At 71.9% G+C, this 14,824-nt stretch carries 11 protein-coding genes; 8 read left to right on the top strand and 3 right to left on the bottom strand.

Translation table 11 applies throughout. The annotated features are described in order from the left end of the window. Positions 1–146: 146 nt before the first annotated feature. From aroF to AC068B_RS32085, 4 genes are all read left to right on the top strand, one after another. Positions 147–1,187: a 3-deoxy-7-phosphoheptulonate synthase gene (gene aroF, locus AC068B_RS32100; RefSeq protein WP_478675045.1), complete on the top strand. Its 1,041-nt coding sequence runs from the start codon at positions 147–149 to the stop codon at positions 1,185–1,187. 380 nt (positions 1,188–1,567) lie between these two features. Then, a complete protein-coding gene (locus tag AC068B_RS32095) occupies positions 1,568–2,512 on the top strand; it encodes a streptomycin biosynthesis protein (RefSeq protein ID WP_478675044.1) in 945 nt (314 codons plus the stop codon). A 143-nt stretch (positions 2,513–2,655) separates the two neighbouring features. Continuing rightward, positions 2,656–4,755 carry a SpoIIE family protein phosphatase gene (locus AC068B_RS32090; RefSeq protein ID WP_478675043.1) on the top strand — a complete coding sequence of 700 codons (2,100 nt, stop codon included), beginning with the start codon at positions 2,656–2,658 and terminating at the stop codon, positions 4,753–4,755. 10 nt (positions 4,756–4,765) lie between these two features. Next, positions 4,766–5,626, top strand: coding sequence for an Fpg/Nei family DNA glycosylase (locus AC068B_RS32085; protein WP_478675042.1), 861 nt, complete (start codon positions 4,766–4,768; stop codon positions 5,624–5,626). A gap of 12 nt (positions 5,627–5,638) precedes the next feature. Here the strand turns inward: AC068B_RS32085 and AC068B_RS32080 are convergent, their stop codons facing one another. Continuing rightward, the gene (locus tag AC068B_RS32080) at positions 5,639–6,283 is read right to left on the bottom strand and encodes a hypothetical protein (protein WP_478675041.1); all 645 of its coding nucleotides are present in this window, start codon (positions 6,281–6,283) and stop codon (positions 5,639–5,641) included. An 88-nt stretch (positions 6,284–6,371) separates the two neighbouring features. After that, the gene (locus AC068B_RS32075; protein WP_478675112.1) at positions 6,372–6,890 is read right to left on the bottom strand and encodes a hypothetical protein; all 519 of its coding nucleotides are present in this window, start codon (positions 6,888–6,890) and stop codon (positions 6,372–6,374) included. 289 nt (positions 6,891–7,179) lie between these two features. Here AC068B_RS32075 and AC068B_RS32070 point away from each other — a divergent pair, with 289 nt between their 5' ends. Further along, a complete protein-coding gene (locus AC068B_RS32070) occupies positions 7,180–8,454 on the top strand; it encodes a CapA family protein (RefSeq protein ID WP_478675040.1) in 1,275 nt (424 codons plus the stop codon). On the opposite strand, the gene AC068B_RS32065 is transcribed toward AC068B_RS32070, so the two are convergent. Then, entirely contained in the window at positions 8,441–11,446 is a 3,006-nt protein-coding gene (locus tag AC068B_RS32065) for a glycoside hydrolase domain-containing protein (RefSeq protein ID WP_478675039.1), read from the bottom strand. The genes AC068B_RS32070 and AC068B_RS32065 overlap by 14 nt on opposite strands. A 95-nt stretch (positions 11,447–11,541) precedes the next feature. Between AC068B_RS32065 and AC068B_RS32060 the strand changes: the two genes are divergently transcribed. The 3 genes from AC068B_RS32060 to AC068B_RS32050 all read left to right on the top strand — a co-directional run bounded on the left by AC068B_RS32060 (position 11,542) and on the right by AC068B_RS32050 (position 14,795). Continuing rightward, positions 11,542–12,702, top strand: coding sequence for an ROK family protein (locus AC068B_RS32060; RefSeq protein WP_478675038.1), 1,161 nt, complete (start codon positions 11,542–11,544; stop codon positions 12,700–12,702). A 261-nt stretch (positions 12,703–12,963) separates the two neighbouring features. Continuing rightward, positions 12,964–13,875 carry an ABC transporter permease gene (locus tag AC068B_RS32055; RefSeq protein WP_478675037.1) on the top strand — a complete coding sequence of 304 codons (912 nt, stop codon included), beginning with the start codon at positions 12,964–12,966 and terminating at the stop codon, positions 13,873–13,875. Continuing rightward, entirely contained in the window at positions 13,872–14,795 is a 924-nt protein-coding gene (locus AC068B_RS32050; RefSeq protein ID WP_478675036.1) for a carbohydrate ABC transporter permease, read from the top strand. The genes AC068B_RS32055 and AC068B_RS32050 overlap by 4 nt, the downstream gene beginning before the upstream one ends. Positions 14,796–14,824: the final 29 nt, after the last annotated feature.

The raw sequence follows: 14,824 nt of genomic DNA, 5'->3' as shown, positions 1-14,824 counted from the left end.
CGGATTCCGGAAAGTTTCCCTCCGGAAAGTCCGGGGCTCTTGGAAAGCGGCGGACGGATTTCCGTTCCGGCCGGGGGCAGCGCGTGTCCGAGACCGGTCCCGCCTTGCCGGGACCTCATGTGCGGGAGGATCCCTTGGTTGTCGTGATGGCTCCGGAAGCCACGCAGGAAGACGTGGACGCGGTCGTCGACCTGGTCCGCACGGCGGGCGGGGACGCGTTCGTCAGCCGAGGGGTGACCCGCACGATCGTCGGGCTCGTGGGGGACGTGGACGCCTTCGGTGCCCTCAACCTCGCCCATCTGTGCGGGGTCCTGGACGTGGTGCGCATCTCGGTGCCGTACAAGCTGGTCAGCAGGGAGCACCACCTCGACCGCTCCGTGGTGAGCGTGGCGGGCGTCCCCATCGGTCCCGACACGCTCACCGTGATCGCGGGGCCCTGCGCGGTGGAGACGCACACCCAGACCCTCGCCGCCGCCCGGATGGCCCAGGCGGCGGGCGCCGCGCTGCTGAGGGGCGGGGCTTTCAAACCGCGCACGTCGCCGTACGCGTACCAAGGGCTCGGCGAGCGCGGCCTGCGCATCCTCGCCGACGTGCGACAGGAGACGGGGCTGCCGGTGGTGACCGAGGTCATCGACCCGGCCAGCGTCGAACTCGTCGCCCCCTACGCCGACATGCTGCAGATCGGCACCCGCAACATGCACAACTTCGCCCTGCTCCAGGAGGTGGGAGCGGCGGGCAGGCCGGTGCTCCTCAAGCGCGGCTTCGGCGCCACCATCGAGGAGTGGCTGATGGCCGCCGAGTACATCGCCCAGCGCGGCAACCTGGACATCGTGCTCTGCGAACGGGGCATCCGCACCTTCGAGACCGCCACCCGCAACACGCTGGACATCAGCGCGGTGCCGGTGGTCCAGCGCCTCTCCCACCTCCCGGTGATCGTGGACCCCTCGCACTCGGGCGGCCGCAGGGACCTCGTCCTGCCACTGACCCGGGCCGCCCTCGCGGCCGGTGCGGACGGCGTCATGATCGACGTGCACCCCGAGCCGGGGACGGCGCTCTGCGACGGCGACCAGGCCCTCACCCGGGCCGAGATCGACGAGGTGGCGGGCGCCGTCGGGGCCCTGTCGCCACTGATGGGCCGCACCCTTGCGCGGTCCGCCGCCGGTGCGCAGGCCGGTAGGGGTGAATAGGGGTGGCTGAGCCCATGGCGCGCCATCAGTGAGGGGTACCAGCGCGGAAAGCGCGTTGTTAAGGTGAACATGCCCGGCCGGGGAAATGCTCCCGCGGCCGGACGGTACGGATTCCGTGAATTTCCGGAATCCGATTGCGGTGTTTGAAGACGTCGAGGGGCGCACACGTGCGCGCCGCACCCTTCGCCGTGATCCGGGAGAGCACGCCTGCAGAGCGCGCAACGCATTCATTTCAGGGGCCCTCGACCAAGGGCGAACGCGTGCGCGGCGCGGCGGTGCGGCATGACCGGTCGGCGTGCCGGGACGCGCACACGGGGGACATCAGAGCTTTAGGGGGAGTTGAGTTGGCAACACCCGGGCACGAAGAGATCGACCGATTAATGGTCGTCGAAGTCGAGATCGGCTCGCTTTCGACGGCTGATTCACCGCGGACGTCCGGAGTCGATCCGGAGCACGTCCAGGCACTGGCGGTCGTGCAGACCCCGCTGCCGCCCATCACCGTGCACCGCCCGACGATGCGGGTCATCGACGGCCTGCACCGCTTGCGCGCCGCCGAACTCCAGGGGCAGCGCAAGATCGCGGTGCGGTACTTCGACGGCGCGGAGGACGACGCCTTCGTGCTCGCCGTGGAGTCGAACGTCACCCACGGCCTGCCGCTGACCACGGTGGACCGCAAGCGGGCGGCCGCCCGCATCATCGCCACGCACCCGCAGTGGTCGGACCGGATGATCGCCTCGGTCAGCGGCATCGCGCCCGGCACCGTCGCGGACATCCGCAAACGCGCCCCGGGCGGCCGCGACGGCGAAGAGAGCCGGATCGGCCACGACGGCCGGGTCCGGCCCATCAACGGCGCCGAAGGGCGCAGGGTCGCCAGCGAGCTCATCGCGCAGAACCCGGGCCTGTCGCTGCGCCAGGTGGCCCGCGTCGCGTCCATCTCGCCGGAGACGGTACGGGACGTACGCAACCGCATGATGCGCGGTGAGGACCCCGTGCCGCAGCGCGGGCGGCGGACGAGCGGCGAGGACCACGTCCCCGCCCCGCGGGTCGCCCGCCCCTCGGCCGTGCCCGACCGGGACGCGGCCCAGGACCGTGCCGCCGCGGTCAAGCGGCTCAAGGCCGACCCGGCCCTGCGCTTCAGCGAGATCGGCCGCACCCTGCTGCGGCTGCTCAACATCCACACGATCAGCATGGAGGAGTGGGACCAGATCATCGAGAAGGTCCCGCCGCACTGCAGGGGCATCGTGGCCTACCTCGCCGGTGAGAGCGCGGAGATGTGGACGGAGGTGGCGATGCGGGTCCAGAGCAAGGTCGCGGAGACGGCCTAGCGGACGCAGGAACGGATCGCACGGTGTCCAAGTGGGCGGGGCCCGCGGTTGGACGGCGGAGCCCTGCCCGCCCCGGCCGGGCCCCGCCCCGCACGCCGCGGCTCCCGCGTGCGCGCTCGGGGGCCTCCGCCTAGCGTGGGTCCATGGAGCACGACCCGGCGGGGCAATGCCGCTGTGGACAGCCGGCCGGGGAACCGGTCGGCTGTTTCCTCGCGCTGTACGGGGCCGCGCTGCGCATGGGCCGGTTCGACTGGGACCTCGACACGGGCCGGATGACGATGGACGCCACCGCCCACGAGGTCTTCGACGTACGCCCCGAGCAGTACGACAACCGGCCCGAGACCCTCGCCTTCCGCGTGCCGACCGTCGAGGGGCACCGCCTGGACCAGATCGTCTCGCACGCCCTGAAGGACGGCAGCGACACCTACGGCGCGTACTTCCGGATCCGCTGCGACACCGGCGCGCTGCGCTGGACCCACACGCAGGGCTGCATCCAGCGGGACGCCACGGGCCGCCCGCGCCGCATCGTGGGCCTCGTCAGGGACGCCACCCGGGAGCTCGGCGACAGCCCGGCCGCACTGCGCGAGCGCGCCGACGAGGAGGCCGAGCGGCGCCGCACCACGAGCCTCGTCCAGGGCACCACGGCGGCGCTCGCGCACGCCCGCACGGTGCGGGACGTCATCGACGTGCTGCGGGACACCCACGGCCTCGCGTACCTGGGCGCCTCCAACCTGGTGATGGGCCTCGTCGAGGCGGGACGGATCCGGCTCGTCGCCGAGGGGCCCGTGGGCAGCTTCGTGCCCGGCACCCGCCTCACGGGCGTCGACGAGGACTACCCGATGAGCGAGGTCGTGCGCACCCTCGCGCCGCGCTACATCGAGACGGCCGACGACTTCGCGGAGTCCTATCCGCTGCTCTGGCCGCACATCGACGAACTGGGCATCACCGCGGCCGCCTATCTGCCCCTGATCGCGCAGGCCCGCCCCATCGGCGTGCTCGGCCTGCTCTACCAGGACAAGACCGGTTTCACCGAGGATGAGCGCAACGTCCTGGTCGCCCTCGGCAGCAGCATCGCGCAGAGCCTGCAGCGGGCCATGTTCTACGAGCAGGAGAAGGACCTGGCCCAGGGGCTCCAGCAGGCGATGCTGCCCCGTACCATCCCCGGCGTGCCCGGCGCGGAGATCGCCGTGCGGTACCGCTCGGCGGCGCTCGGGCGGGACATCGGCGGCGACTGGTACGACGTGATCCCGCTGCCCGGTGGCCACGTCGGCGCCGTCATCGGCGACGTCCAGGGCCACGACACGCACGCCGCCGCCGTCATGGGCCAGCTCCGCATCGTCCTGCGCGCCTACGCCGCGGAGGGCCACACGCCCGCCACCGTCATGGCCCGCGCCTCCGGTTTCCTGCACGAACTGGACACCGAACGCTTCGCCACCTGCCTCTACGCCGACGCCGACCTGTCGACCGGCGTGGTCCAGTTCGTCCGCGCGGGCCACCTCGACCCGCTCCTCCAGCGCGCCGACGGCTCCTGCGACCGGGTCCCGGTGGACGGCGGCCTGCCCCTCGGCCTCTCGGCGGAGTTCGGCCGGCTCGACTACCCCGTCACCACCCTCGAACTCGACCCGGGCCAGACCCTGTTGCTCTGCACCGACGGCCTCGTCGAGGAGCCGGGCGCCGATGTGGACGACGGCATGCGGGCCTTGGCGGAGCTCGCCGCCGTCGGCCCCCGCGACCTGCAACGGCTCGCCGACCGGCTCTGCGGCATCGTCGACGGCCGCGGCGGGGACGACGACGTCGCGCTCCTGCTGCTGCGCCGCCGCGCCCAGGACGCGCCCCAGGCGGGCGGCCGCCTGAGGCAGCATGTCGCACCGAGCGACCCGGAGGCCCTCGCCGAGGCCCGGCACATGATCAGGGCCGCGGTGCGGGCCTGGGGCGCGGGCGAACGCGCCGACGAGATCGAGCTGGTGGCCGACGAAATGATCACCAACGCCCTGATGCACACCGACGGATCCGCGGTCGTGACACTGCGCGTCCTGACCGGCACCGAGCGGCGGCTGCGCGTCGACGTCGAGGACTCGTCGAGCGCCCTGCCCCGCCGCCGCGACGCGGGCGAGTCCGGGGTGTCGGGCCGCGGCCTGCTCCTGGTGGACCGGCTCGCGGACGTGTGGGGCGTCGACGCGCGCGGCGGCGGCAAGTCCGTGTGGTGCGAGTTCGTCGTGCCCGCCGCGGAACCGCGGGAGTGAGCGAGAAGACATGCCCGAACTGCCGGAAGTAGAAGCCCTGCGCGAGTTCCTGACGGACCATCTGGTCGGCCGGGAGATCGTGCGCGTACTGCCCACCGCCGTCAGCGTCCTCAAGACGTACGACCCGCCGCCCACGGCCCTCGAAGGCCGCACGGTCACCGCCGTGCGGCGGCACGGCAAGTTCCTCGACATCGACGCCGACGGGACGCACCTGGTCACCCACCTCGCCCGCGCGGGCTGGCTGCGGTGGCACGACAGGCTCCCTGACGGCGTGCCGCGCCCGGGCAAGGGCCCGCTGGCGCTGCGGGTCGCCCTGGAGACGGGAGAGGGCTTCGACCTCACGGAGGCGGGCACGCAGAAGCGCCTCGCGGTGTACGTCACCGAGGCGCCGGGGGAGCTGCCCGGCATCGCGCGCCTGGGCCCCGACCCGCTGGCCGCCGGGTTCGACGAGGAACGGTTCGCGCGTCTCCTGGAGGGTGAACGGCGGCAGATCAAGGGGGCGTTGCGTGATCAGAGCCTGATCGCGGGCATCGGGAACGCGTACAGCGACGAGATCCTGCACGCGGCCCGCATGTCCCCGTTCCGGCTGACATCGAGCCTTACCGAGGAGGAAGTCCATGGGCTGCATGTGGCGCTGCTGGCTACGCTGACCGAGGCGGTGGAGCGCTCGCGCGGAGTCGCGGCGGGCCGTCTCAAGGCGGAGAAGAAGAGCGGCCTGCGCGTGCACGGCCGCACCGGCGAGCCGTGCCCGGTGTGCGGCGACACGATCAGGGAGGTGTCCTTCGCCGACTCCTCGTTGCAGTACTGCCCGACCTGCCAGACGGGCGGGAAGCTGCTCGCGGACCGGCGGATGTCGCGGCTGCTGAAGTGACGGGCGCGCGGTTCACGGGTGACGCAGCGTCAGCAGCCGCTTCCCCCGCGCCGTGCGCACCTCGTACCGGTCGGTCCGCGCGGTGTGCAGGGCCGCGGCGCCCCGCGTCCATACGGTCGGCCCGGGGACCCGCCACGACATGACGGTCTGCTCGGAGCCGTCGGCGCCGACGGCGACCAGCTCGCAGACCCGCTCCTCGGCCGCCGTGTCGCGCACCGTGAGCCCGATCTCCGTCCCCCAGGCCCGGTCCCGGGCGGTGAGCGTGGCCGAGAGCCCGCTGCGGGCGTCCCGCGCGCTGATCCGCACGGGCTCGGAGCCGCCCGCCGTCATGACGGCCACGGCGGGCGCGCCGACGGCCAGCACCACACCGACGGCGACCGCGCACAGCCGTCTCCCGCGCCGCACGCCGTGCAGCCTCCCTGCCTCGCTCAGGAGGCGGTCCAGGAAGCCGGGGGAGGGGGCGGCGAACGGCTCCACAGGGATCGGAGTCGCCCGTCCATAGAGCTGCAACTGCCGTGTCGCCGTGTGGAGTTCGTCCATCGCCAGCAGGCAGGCGGGACAGTCCGTGAGGTGATCCTCGAAGCGGCAGGCGTCCGCCTCGTCCAGGACGCCGAGCGCGTAGGCGCCCGCGTCACGATGCCGCTCCAGGGGCCCCATGGCGTTCCTTGCCGTTCCGTGTCGGTGCCGGGTGCTGTTCCTCCTCCGGTACGCAGCGGAACGCGGAATCATTCAAGGCCGGAGCACCTCAGAACAGATGGATCGCCAGATGCCCCAGCGGCAGCCCGAGCCGCCACGCAGGGGTCCACACCTTCGGCCCGTCCTCCTCGCCCTGCACCGCGCGGCCGGGCACGGAGTCCAGGTCGGGCGCCAGGAGCTCGGTCTCCTGCAGCCAGCGCCAGGCCTGGTCGGCGAGGGCCAGATCGGGCCCGGGTGCCTCGGCGACGGCGTCGGCCACGAGCAGCGCCATCCGCTCGCGGACCCAGTCCTGCCACGGCTGGCCGTAGGCGGTCAGGTCCAGCCAGGTCTCCAGCTGGGAGACCACGCGGATTCCGGACAGCTCGCCCCTGGTGTCCGACAGGAAGATCGTCAGGGCGAGGGCGTCGCGGCCCGCCCGGTACTCGAAGGAGGTGGGCGGCATCAGATCGCCGGTGCGCAGCAGCTCGTCGGCGATGTACTCGGCGTACAACCACGCCATGGGGACGACCAGTTCGCCGCCCTGGGGGCCGTCCGCGCCGTCGTGGTTTCCTCTGCTCTCGTGCCGCATCCGCTCCGCCTTCCTCCGGTCCGTGCGCGTCACCGGCCTCTGGCCCCCCTGTCCGGCACACGGTGAGGAACAGCCGATTACCCGCGAGGGGTGCTGAGCAAGGCGCTTTACGGAGCCTTGACCCGGCCCCCGGTTTCACCGCAGGTCGGCCGCCCTGTGTTCTTCGCGTCACAGGTGAATTCGTTTGACTCCGTTTCAGGGACTGTGACGGCAATGGTCCTTGATTAACCGTTAGCTCCGTATGTGACTTCGTCTGGCCGAATATCGCCCCATCCATGGAGCCCGACCGATGAAGCAGCGCGCACGGATCACACGGCACACACCTACCACCTCCACCCCCACAACCCCGCGGAACGTCCCGCGTCCGCGCCCCGTGACGGCCGCCGCCGCGGCCCTCCTGATCGCGGGCATCGCGGGCGCCACCGCCTGCTCGGCCCAGCAGGACGCGACCGGGAAGGAGCCCGCGCAGGGGAAGTCCCGGCGCGTCGACTCGGCCCCCGCGCACTCCCCGGCCGGTGGATCCGCGGCCGGAAAGCGCGGCTTCACCCTCGCCGCCTCCGGGGACGTCCTGCCGCACTCCTCGATCATCCGCAAGGCCAACGCGGACGCGGGCGGCGACGGCTACGACTTCGCGCCGATGCTCGCGGGCGCCAAGCCGGTCATCCGCAAGGCCGACCTGGCGATCTGCCACATGGAGACGGTCTACGGAGCCAACGGCGACTACTCCGGCTACCCCAGCTTCAAGTCGCCGCCCCAAGTGGCCCGCGCCCTCAGGACCACCGGGTACGACGCGTGCTCCACCGCCTCCAACCACACCCTCGACGACGGCTCGGCGGGTGTGCGCCGCACCCTGGACGCGCTCGACAAGGCGGGGATCAAGCACGCGGGCTCGGCCCGCTCGGCCGCCGAGGACAGGACCCCGGCGTGGCTGCGGGCGGGCGACGCCAAGGTCGCGCAGCTCGCGTACACGTACGGCACGAACGGCTATCCCCTGCCGAAGGGCAAGCCCTGGTCGGTCGACCTCATCGACCGCGGCAAGATCGTCGCGGACGCCAGGGCGGCCCGGAAGGCGGGCGCCGACGTGGTGGTCGTCAGCCTGCACTGGGGCAGCGAGTGGCAGGACGCGCCCGACCGGCAGCAGCTGCGGCTCGGCAAGCAGCTCACGGCGTCCCGCACCGGCGGGCGCCCCGACATCGACCTCATCCTCGGCACCCACGCCCACGTCCCGCAGGCCTACGAGAAGGTCAACGGCACCTGGGTCATCTACGGCATGGGCGACCAGATCGCCGGAGACATGATCAACCACGAGGGGGCGCACGACCCGCGCGGCAACCAGGGCACCATCGGCCGCTTCACCTTCGCTCCGCCCGCACGCCCGGGCGCCCGCTGGGAGGTGAAGAAGGCCGAGTTCCTCCCCATGTGGTTCGACACGGACCCGGGCCGCGTCGTCAACCTCAACACCGCCCTCGACCGCGGCGCCGACGTGAGCGCCGTGCGCGACCGGATCCGCCGCGTCGTCCTCAGCCGCGGCGCGGGCAAGGACGGCCTGGTCATGGGGAAGTAGACGCGGCGGGCCCGTCCGCGGGCGGCGCGATCCGCAGCAGCCAGCCGCGTCCCGGGGCCACCGGGACCGGCTCGCCCGCGGCGAACGACCGCTCCGGCTGGAAGCCCTCGACCGCGGGCGCGTACGCCGCCACCGGGCCCGACTCCGTGACAAGGACGACCTCGGCGGGCTCCGGCGCCCAGGACGCCACGGCGGTCGCCGTCCCGCCAGGACCCTGCCACGTCGTCGCCAGGACGTCGTCCCGCCCCGTCCGCACGGGCGGCTCACCCGCCCACCAGCCGGTCATCTCCGCCTCGGGCAGCCGGAGCAGGTCGAAGGCCCGCCAGAGCGGCCGTACGTCGGTCATCGGAGCCCGTGCCGTCATGCCGAACACCAGGCCGCGCCACGGATTGCCGCCGCCCTCCAGCATCTCGCCCAGCAGCCCGAAGGGGATGCCGGACATCTCGACCAGCCAGTAGGCGGGGTCGGCCCCGTCCGCGCCGTCCCTGCCGTCGTAGTCGAAGAGCTCGCCGAGCCAGAGCCGGTCGACGTACGGCAGCAGCTCCGCGTAGAGATTGGCGCTCGACGCGAAGCCGTCAGGACCGCGGAACTGATTGCACGAGTGAAGGTCGACCAGCGGCGCGGAGTCGCCGGACCGGGCGAGCGCCTTGCGGACCCGCTTCATGGTGGTCCTGTCGTACGCGACGTCGTCCAGATAGAGCCCGTCCACGCCGACGACCCGGCGCAGCCGCTCGATGCCGCACACATAGGAGTTGTGCCACCGCGAGTCGCCGGACGTGACGACCGCGACGTCACCGACGTCGGGTGCCACCCAGCCCGGCACGTAACTGTCGCCCATGTGCTCCCGCAGCCACGCGTGTCCACCGCCGGGCCCGGGCGCGAAGATCTCGTCGCCGAGCGACGCGAGGACCGGCAACTCCGGTGTGTGGCGCGTGAGTTCGCGGATCGTGTCGTACACCTTCACGCGCACCCCGAGCCGGTGTGCCTCGTCCGTGTAGGCGCGCAGCGTCCTGGCGCCGAGCAGCGGGTCGTTGATGTACGGGTTGGGCGGCGTCGCGTGGTGCAGATTGACGACGTTCGCGCCGTACGCCGCGACCTCGCCGGGGGAGGCGTAGGCGTGGAAGTACCGCTCGGTGAGCTGGCGTTCCGGGTCGAGCGGCTTGAACGGGGTGAGCAGCAGCCGGAAGGTGAAGCGGCGGCTCTCGCCCGCGCGCAGCCGCAGCGGGCCGCTGAACGCGGTGAGCGTGCGCACCCCGCCGCCGGTCCGCAGCCGTACCCCGCCGTCCCCTTCGCCCGCCCAGGAGCGGGGCGTGACCAGGGGCTTCTCGCGGTAGTAGTTGGTGTTGAGCGGTCGCGCGTAGTGCTCGTCGCGCAGCGAGAGCTGGAGGCCCGCCGCCGGGTCGCCGAGCCAGCAGGCGTCCTGGTTCCGGGTGGGGGTGTCCCACGTCCAGTCGTACGTCGCCGGGCACGCGCGGCCCGTCAGGCCGAGCCCCATGGCGTACCGCGCGACGTCCTCGCGCATCGGCACGTCCAGGGTCACGTCGAGTTCGGTGTCGGCGGTGGCCTCGACGGTGGCGTGCAGGACGAGGAAGCCGTCGGACTCCAACTCCCCTTCCGTGTTCAGGAGTACGTCGGGGCCCGTGGCCGTCGTGTACCAGCGTGCGCGGGCCGGGCCCGGCTGGTCGAGGGTGAGCGGACCGTACTCCAGGATGCGGCCGACATCGAACGCGAGGGGCGCGGCGAGCAGTTCCCGCTCGGGTCCGTCGGCGCGGGTCACGGACGGGGTGAAGGTCGAGGAGATCCGGTGGGGCAGGCCGTCGGGGCCGAGCTCCACGGCCCGCCCGAGAATCGAAAGCCGCTGCCCGTCGACCTTCACGGGTGTGAACGGCGGTACCACTTCGTCGTCCTGCGCAAGCGTCGAGTCCAGCCAGCGGAGCCGGGCGAGCCGCGCCGGGTCGCCCGTGCCGTGCCCGGCGACGACGGCCTCGCGGACGGTGAGCCGCAGCGGCAGCGTGCGTTCCGGAGCCCCCTGTGCGCTGACGGCGATCTCACCCTCGTACTCGCCGGGGTCGGCGCCCTCGGGCACGTCGATGCCGCACCACAGCGCGGTCACCCCGCCCTCGGCGACCTCGACGTGCCGTTCGAAGGTGGCCCCGCGCGCGTCGATGCCGCCCGTGCTGAGGCACCGTACGGCGAACGGCAGCCCACGCACCTCGGCGCGCACGTCGGTGAGACCGGTGAGCGCGTACACACCGATCTGCACCGCGTAGAACTCGCCACGGTCCGCCGTGCCCGTGAAGGCCGCGCCCGGCGTCGCCCGCGCCCAGCGGGCGGGCAGGCTGCCGTACCGGCCCAGCGGATGCGCGCGATCCTCGGCGAAGACCACGAACCGCTCCCCGGAGTGCGCACGGCGCAGCGCCGCGCACTCGGCTCCGGTCGCGGCGAAGCCTATCGGAGCGAACGAGTCGACCGCGCTCGCCGCCTCGTAGCGGAACGCCTCGGCCCGGGGGAGCCGCGACCAGACGTCGCCCTCGCCCGCGGGGCCTGTCCCGTCGGTGCCCGCCCCCTCGACGCCGCCCCCGTCGAGGCCGCAGCGGTGCGCCCAGCCCGGGTCGGCGGTCCGCGTCGGCGGCCGGTAGGCGGCCTGGGGGTAGTACGGCTTGCCGGTGTGCGCGTACGGCAGATAGTGCACGGCGTACGCGCCGGGACCCTCCACCGGCTCGAAGGCGATGCGGCCGCGCTCCTCGGACACCTCCACGGCCACCGCGTTGTGCACCCGCAGTCCGGACGGGGCGAGGACGATCACGTCCACGTCGCCCATGACGGAACGTACGCTCACACCCTGGCGGCGCCACGGGAGTTCGGCCGCGACGGCGGGGGCCGCGTCGGTGACCTCCACCAGCAGGCGATGATTTCCGTAGACGTCCTGATCCCAGATGCCGACGCCGCACTCCAGCTCGGGATGGCCGGCCTGCGGTTCTGTCTGACCCATCTGTGCTCCCAAGGGCGCTGTTTGTTAGGTAAGTTTCTCAATCGCTCCGGGTCACCCTGGGAGCAACCGATCTTGCTGTCAAGGGGAAGGGACCCATGAGCGGCGACCCGTTGAGTGGCGATCCGTCACTGCTGCGACGGCTGAACGCGGCGGCAGCCCTGCGTGTGCTGCGCGAACGCGACGAGATCACCGTGCCCGAGCTGGCCGCGCTGATCGGCGTCTCCCGGCCGACGGCACAGGACCTGACGGCGCAACTCCTGCGCGAGGGACGGCTCGTGGAGCTGGCCCCGGGCAGCGGTGCCGTCGGCAGACCGGCCCGCAGGTTCCGGTTCCGCGCCGAGGCGGGACACGTCCTCGGCGTGGACATCGGCGCGCACAAGATCCTGGTGCTCGCCGCCGACCTGCTCGGCCGCACCGTCGCGGTCCAGCGCGTCGCCGTCACGCCCGAACTGCCCGCACGCGAACGGCTCGACGCCGTACGCACCGCGATCGCCGGATGCCTCGCCAAGCCGGAGGCGGCCGGGGTGCACCCGCTCGCCACCGGCATCGGCACCAGCGGCATGGTCGACACCGAGGGGCGCGTCGCGGTGAGCGACTCGCTGCCCGAGTGGACCGGCCGCGACCTCGCCCGTGAACTCGAAGGCACCGTCCACGGTCCCGTCGTCGTCGGCAACGACATCCAGCTGGCCACCCTCGCCGAGTGCACCGGCGGCGTCAGCGTCGACGTGCGCGACTGCGTCTACCTCTACGTCGGCAACCGTCTCGGCATCGGTCTGTGGCTCCGCGGCGAACTCCACCGCGGGCACCACGGGGCGGCGGGCGAGATGGTCGCCGGGGACGGCTGGGAACGCTCCTACCAGCGGCTTCTCGACTGGTTCGCCGGTCATCAGGGCGCGGAGCGGCCCACCCGCGAGAACGCGGCGCGCGCGGTCGTCACCGCCGCGGCCGCCGGCGACGGCGGCGCCCGTTACACCCTGCGCGCCTTCGCCGAATGCCTCGCCGACAGCCTCACCCGCCATGTCGCCGTGCTCGATCCGCGCGCGGTCGTGCTCGGCGGCGGCATCTCCCGGGCGGGCGCCCTGCTGAGCGAGCCGTTCGCCCGGCGCCTCGCCGAGAGCTGCCCGTACGCACCCGAAGTGCGCACCTCCGTGCTGGGTGAGGAATCCACCGCAACCGGGGCGGCCCGCCTCGCACTGGACCACTTGGAACAGATGGAACACAACGAACGCGCCGCGCAGAAAAGTCCAACCCCTTAGGCCTCACAGGTGGTTGACGGGCGCGGGCGGCCCTTCCATGATGTGGCTCACTTTCGGCAAGTTGGCTTCTTTATTCCGTCCCACAAGGACACTCCCCAGAAGCCCGCTTGCCGGTGTCCCCATTCCGTCGTGCCGCCAGGCCAGGGAGAACGAGTGACATCCCCTGCAACGCGACGCAGGCCACAGGCCGCGTCACCGCCCGCGTCCGTGTCGAAGTCGACGTCGAAGTCCCCCTCGGGGGACCCTGGTCGGAAGCTGCGCATGCGCGCCCCGCTGCGTGTCCGGCTGCGCAACAACTGGGTGATGCTCGCCCTCATGGCCCCGGGCGTGCTGTTCTTCATCGGGTTCTTCTACGTCCCGATGCTGGGCAACGTCATCGCCTTCCAGGACTACCAGCCCTTCATCGGCTTCAAGGACAGCCCGCTGGTCGGCCTCGCCAACTTCCAGGAGCTGTTCGCCGACCCGGCGTTCTGGGAGGCGGTCCGCAACACCCTCGCCTTCGCCGCGCTCCAGCTGATCTTCTTCTTCCCGGCCCCGCTGGCCCTCGCGCTGCTGATCAACAGCCTGGTCAGCCCGCGCATCAAGAAGTTCGTGCAGAGCATCGTGTACCTGCCGCACTTCATCTCGTGGGTCCTGGTCGTCGCGCTCTTCCAGCAGGTCCTCGGCGGCGCGGGCCTCTTCAGCAACTACCTGCGCGACCACGGCATGTCGCCGCTCGACGTGATGAGCGACCCCAGCACCTTCCCGCTCCTGATCACGGGTCAGGTGATCTGGAAGGACATCGGCTGGGGAATGATCATTTACCTGGCGGCGCTCGCCAACGTCGACCAGAGCCTCTACGAGTCGGCGGCCGTCGACGGCGCGGGACGCTGGCGCCGCATGTGGCACATCACGCTGCCTGCCGTCCGCGGCGTGACGATCATGCTGCTCGTGCTCCGCCTCGGCGACGTGCTCTCCGTCGGCTTCGAGCAGTTCCTGCTCCAGCGCGACGCGGTCGGCGCCAGAGCGGCGGAAGTCCTCGACACGTACATCTACTACCACGGTGTCGTCTACGGAGACTGGGGCGTCGGAGCCGCGGCGGGCCTGGTCAAGGGAGTCATCGGGGCCTTGATGATCTGGGGCGCCAACAAGGTCGCCCACGCCTTCGGAGAGCACGGGGTGTACAGCAAATGAGCAGCTTCGGATTCCCCCTGCGCACACCGCGGGTCCGCGAGGAGCGGCCCGCCTGGGAAGAGCCGCCGACGAAGATCGGGTCGGCCGCCAAGGCCGTCGTCATCACGGTCATCTGCGCCGTGATGATCCTGCCCTTCCTCACGGTCCTCTCCACCAGCCTCGCCTCCCGCAAGGAGATCACCGAGTCCGGCGGCTTCGTCCTCTTTCCCACGGACCCGACCCTGGAGGCGTACCGCACGATCCTGTCCGGCGGCATCGTCTCGCGCGCGGTGGTCGTGAGCGTCCTGATCACGGTGGTCGGCACCGCGCTCTCGCTCCTGACGACGATCGCCCTCGCGTACGCCCTCAGCAAGCGCGGCGTCCCCGGCAGCAAGCCGATCCTGCTGATGGTCCTCTTCACGCTGCTGTTCGCGCCGGGCATGGTCCCGATGTACGTGGTGGTCAAGGAGCTCGGACTCCTCGACTCCTACTGGTCGTTGATCCTCCCGGTGCTCATCAACGCCTTCAACCTCGTCGTCCTGCGGGCGTTCTTCATGAACATCCCCGACGAGCTCTACCAGGCGGCACGCATCGACGGCGCGGGGGACTGGCGCATCCTCACCCGCATCGTGCTCCCGCTCTCCAAGGGCGTCGTCGCCGTCGTCGGCCTCTTCTACGCGGTGACGTACTGGAACGCCTTCTTCAACGCGATGCTCTACCTCAACGACTCGGGCAAGTGGCCCATCCAGCTGGTCCTGCGGACGTACGTCGTCCAGAACAAGTCCATGACGAGCGACCAGCTCGGCATCGCCCACATGCCGCCGCAGCAGTCCCTGTCCATGGCCGTGGTCATGCTCGCGCTGCTGCCGATCCTCGCGCTCTTCCCCTTCCTGCAGAAGTACTTCACCAAGGGCGTGCTCACCGGCGCCGTCAAGGGCTGACCCCACCCCGCCCCACCACGACCTCATCC

The sequence above is a fragment of the Streptomyces sp. NPDC042371 genome, assembly GCF_056437465.1.
This window is presented reverse-complemented; position numbering and strand designations above follow the sequence as displayed.

Coding starts and splice junctions, on each gene's coding strand:
- aroF (WP_478675045.1), top strand. CDS start 147: ATGGCTCCGGAAGCCACGCAGGAAGACGTGGACGCGGTCGTCGACCTG.
- AC068B_RS32095 (WP_478675044.1), top strand. CDS start 1,568: ATGGTCGTCGAAGTCGAGATCGGCTCGCTTTCGACGGCTGATTCACCG.
- AC068B_RS32090 (WP_478675043.1), top strand. CDS start 2,656: ATGGAGCACGACCCGGCGGGGCAATGCCGCTGTGGACAGCCGGCCGGG.
- AC068B_RS32085 (WP_478675042.1), top strand. CDS start 4,766: ATGCCCGAACTGCCGGAAGTAGAAGCCCTGCGCGAGTTCCTGACGGAC.
- AC068B_RS32080 (WP_478675041.1), bottom strand. CDS start 6,283: ATGGGGCCCCTGGAGCGGCATCGTGACGCGGGCGCCTACGCGCTCGGC.
- AC068B_RS32075 (WP_478675112.1), bottom strand. CDS start 6,890: ATGCGGCACGAGAGCAGAGGAAACCACGACGGCGCGGACGGCCCCCAG.
- AC068B_RS32070 (WP_478675040.1), top strand. CDS start 7,180: ATGAAGCAGCGCGCACGGATCACACGGCACACACCTACCACCTCCACC.
- AC068B_RS32065 (WP_478675039.1), bottom strand. CDS start 11,446: ATGGGTCAGACAGAACCGCAGGCCGGCCATCCCGAGCTGGAGTGCGGC.
- AC068B_RS32060 (WP_478675038.1), top strand. CDS start 11,542: ATGAGCGGCGACCCGTTGAGTGGCGATCCGTCACTGCTGCGACGGCTG.
- AC068B_RS32055 (WP_478675037.1), top strand. CDS start 12,964: ATGCGCGCCCCGCTGCGTGTCCGGCTGCGCAACAACTGGGTGATGCTC.
- AC068B_RS32050 (WP_478675036.1), top strand. CDS start 13,872: ATGAGCAGCTTCGGATTCCCCCTGCGCACACCGCGGGTCCGCGAGGAG.